We start from the raw sequence: 6,394 nt of genomic DNA on the forward strand, positions 1-6,394 counted from the left end.
CCGCGCCTGCGCCCATTGCTCACGCCGCCGAATGATGGCACACAAATGCAGAACAAACTCGACTTACGAGTGGCCCTGAAAATAGGGGCAGGTCACGAGAACAAACTCTCCTTTTGAATGGCCCGGTTCATCGGGGGCAGGTCATGTTGAGCGCCTAGCCAGGACGATGCCTGAGAACAAACACTGGGCCGACGTTGCACATAACGTTGAAGGCATTGCTGCGTGTAGGGATGGGCGAGTTTCGCTAAACAAGATGACCCTTAACATCTTGGTAAAGCTGCACAAGTTCCCCAAACCCCATGTCCAAGATTGGTTCATACATGAAAGCGTTGATATGAATGTTTGCAGGCGTGATCAGATTCACCCGTCTCAGGAGGCTGATCTCATGAGTCTGATTGTTGAACTTATCTTTAAAGGTTTGGAATAAATTCCCCGTCTGTTTACGTGAAGGATCGAAGCCCGGTTCGTCACCACGGATTTTTCCGATCATGTAACGCTCTGCCCAAACCCTAGTAGCCAACGACAGAACGATCTTGTGCTCAAGATTAATGCCATCTTCTGCGTTCTGACAGTTATCAGCAGTAGCGAAAATTTGGTCCATAATGCCAAGGTCGAGCGTCAGGTCCGGGAATGGTGTGGTTGGAAATGTCCTTTCAAAAACAACCTTGTATTCCGCGAATGTTAAAGCCTCGGTTTCATCCTTATAGTGAACCATTCTGGTTAGCGTCAGATAGTCAGCATTGTCGGTTCCGTCAGGGTTCTTAGCACCTTGCGTATATTCGATCACATTGCGCAAAAAGGGGATGTATGCGATTGTGAAGTTTGGTTCGGACAACCTGTTTTGCCACTTATGGAACGGGTTCTGAATATCTGACCGATCGAAATCGTTCAGCTTGATCTCTCCTGCTGTTTTAAAAGCCAAGCGGCATTGGTACGGCGGACAAATCCCCCGGCTCGCGATAGTCCTCAAGAAATCAAAGTTGTGCGTCAGCACGATGGCCAAAAAGTTTGTTTCTTCGGTCTTGGTCACGTCCTCAAGAAAGTCGATAATCGCAAACTTGTTCTTGTAGTCAAAAGAGTCCGCGATGTCGTCGAACACAAACAGGGTCTTTTTGCGATATTTCCATTTTACATAAACCTCATACATAATGTCCAAGATGTAGAGCGCACGTGCTTCGCCCGTACTCAGCACGCGAAGTAAATCCTGTTTTTGGGATTGTGAGTAGTGCTTCTCATCACCGCTGTTTCGGAAGATGAACCCGACCGACGGCGAGGTTCCTTTTAGAATCGCGTCCGACTTGTTTTCAACGAAAAGCTCGAACGGAAGATACAGAAAGCGACGATTGAAATCCGCAATCACATCGTCCCAATCACCGCGGCTAGCATCGGCCTCAGTTATGATGCCTTCAAGTTCGGCCTGACCACTTCGATACCTGGACAGCAGTTCTCTATATTGGCTTTGAGCCTGCAAAAGATACTGTACCCAGAGCTTTCTTTTGAAGGCATCGCGATCTGCCAATTCTGGAATTAGGTGCTTATTTTCAGTGATATAGTCACGGAAAGCCTGAAGCTCCTTGTTCTTAAGCTTGGCGTTAAAAGCATCAAATCGCGCTTTGATGTCTTCGTCTTCGAATACGCGTAGCTTTTCAGCTTCGATCATGTCACGAAGCGCCTCATTCGACGAAAACTCCGTCTTTTCATGGCTGGTTTTGTTCACCATACTTATACTGTGCCCAGCGTCGAAAAAATTGTTCGCAGCGAGCTGTTGCTGAACATCAGTGGCATTGTGGTACTGAAAATTCCTTCGCAGGATTGGCGAGGTCTCGGTAATTTCATCGTACTTTTGTGCGAAATCCGACACAGTATCACCAACGGTTTCATCCGCCAGCAGTTGCTGTACCTTTGGGTCGAAGAGAATTTTGTAGTCGGCGTCTGCTAGGCTACTGACGCTGGTCTGCTCCAATTCCCCTTCTAAGCCTAGAAGCGCGTCATAGTAGTCATCCCCAAAAATTTCCTTGATGATCGGATCGATGTTTTCTCTGGATTTCTCGCCGAACCCGGCTGAACCCTTCAAACTCTTATCGACTTCCTTTTTTGCTTCGCCGATTGAGTGATGCACATTTTCATATCTTTGTTTCAAATCAGAATTTGCGAGTAGCGTGGAGACCTCGCTCGAAGAGTACTTCTCGTCATAGGATTGGACGACAAATATCTCTTCACTAACAAGGGGTTCATCGTTAAGTGACACTTCAAATATGCTGTTGCGGTCAGGGAATGCCAAATCGCTGGGCGAAGCACCTTTTGACAGGTCCATCATTGTTCTGGCGAACGAAGTTTTCATAACTCCGTTCGGGGCGTAGATCGCAAAGCCTTTGTGGTTGAACTTAAGTTCTGCTTCAAGCTTACTGATTCCATAGCAATGTTGAAGGTTCAGTTTCAGGACGTCTGTCATCGTTCACCTCAATGGTGGCCTCGGCCAAACGCCTTAGAGACATCTTGGACCTGCCGGTGGATCTGGTTACTTAGACAATGCAGACTTTTTCGTGGCATGAAAAGCGAATGTCTGAACTTGCGCGCGACAAGCATCCCTCCGGTCTAAGGCCCGCTAAGGGCCGATCACGTCGCTCGGCGGTGCACGACCGTCGCGACTTTGCAAAGGGCGCTTTCTGCGCATCGCGGACTTCGTGCCGAATGCGTTTAAGGGCTTCGCGCCGCCCTTCTCACCGAAACCGATACCGCCCCACTGCCTTCGCCAACCGCGCGTCCACAGGGACGGGATGCTCGCGCGATCTTTCCTTCAGAACAAGGATTTGGCGGCCAAGAAACGCTTCAACGTCGCCTGCCGCGACGTCCCCTGCCGCCGCGCGCGAAACCAGAAGCCCGAGCGCCATCCCGTCTAGCATCCGGATGTGCTCTGCCCGGTTGGCGGTCTTCACGTCCTCGGGCACGACGCCAGACCGCATGTCCCGCAAGTCATGGCTGACAACTTCGGTGACGGCGCGCCACAGCTCATGCACGGGCCAGCGCCCACGGTTGCTGTCGGAGGTCGGAATACAGTACCGGACACGCTGGCAGAAGTCTGCGAGTGCGTCGCCGATCATCGCGTCAAGGTCGGCCCAACTGCGCATTTCCCAGCGGTTGCGGAGCTGTTTGGAACCCATGCGCAACTCGAACCGCCAGACTTGGCTTTGGTCCCGGTCGGTCAGATCAAGCGGGGGCCTACCTGTGTCGGCGCGGGCGGCGTTCCAGATCGTCAACCAACCCATCTTGTGCTTGGCAATGACCTCGGCCCGCTTGTCGTAGATCGCCAATTGCCGGTTGGCGACGGCACCCGCGCGCAGGCCGGTGACCCGAGCGCCGGTGCAATGTGTCTCGGTCTCGTCAACGCCGGTGAATTCCCGGTTGCGCGTGCCGGGCGGGACGATCAGCGCTTCGCGATCCGGTTCGAACCACGGCGCGAGGAAGTCGACGGCGAAGTCGACGCGAGAGACGCGGAGCTGCGTTTCCACGTAGGGGATGGCGAGCGCGGCCATACACTCGCGGAAATGCGCCTCCGCCGCCCGCAGGCCGCCTGTGGCGAGTAGGAAGGCGCGGAAGTCGACCGTCACGCCGGGGTTGTTCTTGGGGCGGTTCTCCGGGTCCAGAAAGAACCACTCGGCCCCATACTCGCCGGTGTGGACCGAGAAGCTCATGCCGCCGCTGCGGCGCACGGCAAAGGCGATGCCGCCGCACTCCAATGTGGCGTCCGCGTTGGTGCGCACGGCTTCGGCCTTCGCTTCGGCCAGCGCGGTGCGCAGCTCGGGAGGAATGTCGGTGGTGACGGTGAACTTCAGCCCGTCAAACCCGCTGTGGAGGATTTCCACATTCATTTGCGCTCTCCTGCGATTTGGTATCGGTGGAGGGGGGTGTTACAAGTCCCCCCTAATTTGCGGCTTGCCGCTGATAGCTAGCGCCCGCTGCGCGGGCAGGGCGGGCGCTGGCGCGCCCTCTCAGATGTGCCTCCGGCGGGGCAGCTTTTGTTTTGGGGCCGGGCGGGACGCCCGGCGGGGATGGTTGAAAGGTTCCGCCCAGGTGGACACCGGGCGGGGGTGTGGCAGAGGAAGGGCGCGAGACCTTACGGCCCCGCGCCCGAAGGGCCAACCGGCCCCAAAATCCCGCGCGGTGCTGCCAACCCCAACGCGGGCAAAACTCATCAGGCGGCGACCTGGCTGGTGCTGGCCCGGCACCGGGTCTCGGCCCAGTTGTACAAGTCGCGGCGGCGATAGCGCACGCTGCGGCCCGGCTTGTAGAATTGCGGCCCAAAACCTGTCACGCGCCATTTCTGCAAGGTGCGCGTGCTTTGGCAGAGATATTCCGCCGCGACATCTTCCTTGATAAAGCCGTCCCAGAAATCGGACGCCTCCGCAGGCGCGGTGCGATTTTCCCCAAGAACCATGTTGAAACCCTCCTGTTTCAGTTCAACTGCGAACAAGATCGCCCAAAGGCAAACCTCGAAAAATGCCAATAAATGGGAGGAGAATTTATAGTTTATTGGAAGCTCTGCGGCCTTCCGCGATCCGCGCTGCACGGGGCCGCGCCAGTCGCGCGTTACGCGTCATCCGTCAGGGCACGAAAGAGCGGCGCGACAACCCTGCGGATCGCCTCATCCCCGGGCGTGTGGGGAGTCGGGGCAGAGTCAGGCCGATGCACACGAAGCCAATCCCGGATCAATGGATAATGCGAGGACATCGACGCATGAGGGGCGATCTTCCCCGCCTTGTTCAGCGCATGAAACGCCGCCTCTATATCCGGCCCATATCCAGGTCGCCCGGGCTTGCGGGCAGTGCCTTCCACGCTGCCGCCCAAGAGCGCGGCGGCCTGCGCTGGCATCAGAATGCGAACCTCGACAAACCGCAGATTGTCCGCGTGCAGTTCGCCTTTGTCCCACACCTGCTTGCCGCGCCAGTACTCCGGACGCAACTCGACTGGTGCCGATGCCAGCGTGCGGGGGAACTCGAACGCAACGGCTATCAGCAGATCACGCCGCAAGGCTTCCGCGAGGTTCCACCGCATCCGGTTCATGAGGTCGGCGCGACGGTTCAGGATGGGGTCCGCCTCGGCAATCGCCCGGGAAATCTTTTCTGCAATTGGTGCTTCTGTCGCGGCGTCGGCTTCGGCACGATCCCGGATCGCCTGTAGCGACGACTGGCTTCGCGCCGATTTCCAGTCCGCTTTCAGGTCTTTCGGTGCGAAGACGTGAACCGCTTGCTGAAGCGGCGTCCCGGCTTCCCACAAGGTTAGAAGTTCAGAGGAGGTCTTGGGCATAGGGTCTTGGTACCAGCAGAGGTTTCCGAACGTTAGGGGGTTTCCTGCTCGAACCGAACCCTAACGTTAGGGTCGGGGCTGGCAGCTTGCCGCACGCGGTGCCAACACAGATCCCCTAACGTTAGGGGGTTTTGCTGCCGCGCATCCCTAACGCTAGGACCGGAGGACCAACGCCGCATCAGCTGACCAGCCTTAACGCAACGCGCCGCCCCCCGGGCGATCCGATGGCCGCGCTCAGCCGGTCCGCATTCTCTTCCGCCGCCCGGTTGACCGGATCATCGGCGAGGTGCGCGTAACGCATGGTGGTCTGCAACTGGGTGTGGGCCGCGCTGCTCATCGTCGACGAGATCGGCTATCTGCCCATTACCACCCGCGGCGCCAACCTTTTTTTCCAGCTGGTCAACGCCCGCTACGAGAAAGGCGCCATGATCCTGACCTCCAACCGCGCTGTCGCTCTCGCCGAGTGGCGTGGCCTTTGCGCCGGGCAAGGAGCAGGCATGTAGCCCTTGCTTGGACCGACTTTCCATCGCTTTGACAAAGCCCAACGCCGCTTTCTGCTCGCCTTGGGTGTCGTCAGCGCTATTCTCCCAATGCAACAGCAATCCGGTCCGGGGTGGCGCTGTGGTTCATTCTGGCGGCCCAACGCCAACCCTCCATCAAGAAACTGAAATCTGGAGATCGACATGACGACCACAGGCAAGCAGCTCTTCACGACATTGGAAGCGGACGGAAAGCTCACCGTAGCGAGCGAGGACGTGACCTTTCCCGATCCGACCGGCAACGAGGTTCTCGTGAAAATGGAAGCCGCGCCAATAAATCCGTCGGACCTCGCTATCCTCGTCGGGGCGGCGGATATGGAAAATGCCAGCTATACGCCCGGCAAATTCGTCGCGACCGTGCCAGAGCCCTTCAGCGCGGGCTCGAAGGCACGGCATGGGATCAAACTGCCGGCCGGGAACGAAGGCGCGGGCACGGTGGTCGCCGCCGGCGACAGCGACGCGGCCAAGGCGCTTGTGGGACAGCGCGTCTCTTGCGTGCCCGGCAATGCCTATAGCCAATACTGCATCGCGAACGCCGCGATGTGCCTGCC

General features: G+C 57.3%; 5 protein-coding genes and 1 pseudogene. 2 read left to right on the forward strand and 4 right to left on the reverse strand.

The window, feature by feature from the left end:
- Nucleotides 1–244: 244 nt before the first annotated feature.
- From BLV97_RS20280 to BLV97_RS20295, 4 genes are all read right to left on the reverse strand, one after another.
- Nucleotides 245–2,452 (reverse strand): hypothetical protein, encoded by a 2,208-nt coding sequence (locus BLV97_RS20280; RefSeq protein WP_092164230.1) that lies wholly within the window; start codon nucleotides 2,450–2,452, stop codon nucleotides 245–247.
- A 268-nt stretch (nucleotides 2,453–2,720) separates the two neighbouring features.
- Nucleotides 2,721–3,869: a hypothetical protein gene (locus BLV97_RS20285; protein ID WP_035841306.1), complete on the reverse strand. Its 1,149-nt coding sequence runs from the start codon at nucleotides 3,867–3,869 to the stop codon at nucleotides 2,721–2,723.
- Between the two features lie 323 nt (nucleotides 3,870–4,192).
- Nucleotides 4,193–4,567, reverse strand: a complete 375-nt coding sequence (locus tag BLV97_RS21905) for a helix-turn-helix transcriptional regulator (protein ID WP_308430857.1) — start codon at nucleotides 4,565–4,567, stop codon at nucleotides 4,193–4,195.
- A 20-nt stretch (nucleotides 4,568–4,587) separates the two neighbouring features.
- Nucleotides 4,588–5,304, reverse strand: coding sequence for a hypothetical protein (locus tag BLV97_RS20295; protein ID WP_035841308.1), 717 nt, complete (start codon nucleotides 5,302–5,304; stop codon nucleotides 4,588–4,590).
- A 329-nt stretch (nucleotides 5,305–5,633) separates the two neighbouring features.
- On the opposite strand from BLV97_RS20295, the pseudogene BLV97_RS20300 reads away from it, so the two are divergent.
- Both BLV97_RS20300 and BLV97_RS20305 read left to right on the forward strand, forming a co-directional pair.
- Nucleotides 5,634–5,789: pseudogene (locus tag BLV97_RS20300) on the forward strand (ATP-binding protein); the annotation flags it as partial.
- 198 nt (nucleotides 5,790–5,987) lie between these two features.
- Nucleotides 5,988–6,394: alcohol dehydrogenase catalytic domain-containing protein (locus BLV97_RS20305; protein WP_176992677.1), on the forward strand; the 407-nt coding region annotated here is incomplete at its 3' end.

Origin of the sequence: Allgaiera indica, from assembly GCF_900106675.1 — a bacterium.
Lineage (GTDB): Bacteria > Pseudomonadota > Alphaproteobacteria > Rhodobacterales > Rhodobacteraceae > Acidimangrovimonas > Acidimangrovimonas indica.

What these genes read in the sequence shown, in the direction of transcription:
- BLV97_RS20295 (WP_035841308.1), bottom strand. Translation starts at nt 5,304, where the DNA reads ATGCCCAAGACCTCCTCTGAACTTCTAACCTTGTGGGAAGCCGGGACG.
- BLV97_RS20280 (WP_092164230.1), bottom strand. Translation starts at nt 2,452, where the DNA reads ATGACAGACGTCCTGAAACTGAACCTTCAACATTGCTATGGAATCAGT.
- BLV97_RS20285 (WP_035841306.1), bottom strand. Translation starts at nt 3,869, where the DNA reads ATGAATGTGGAAATCCTCCACAGCGGGTTTGACGGGCTGAAGTTCACC.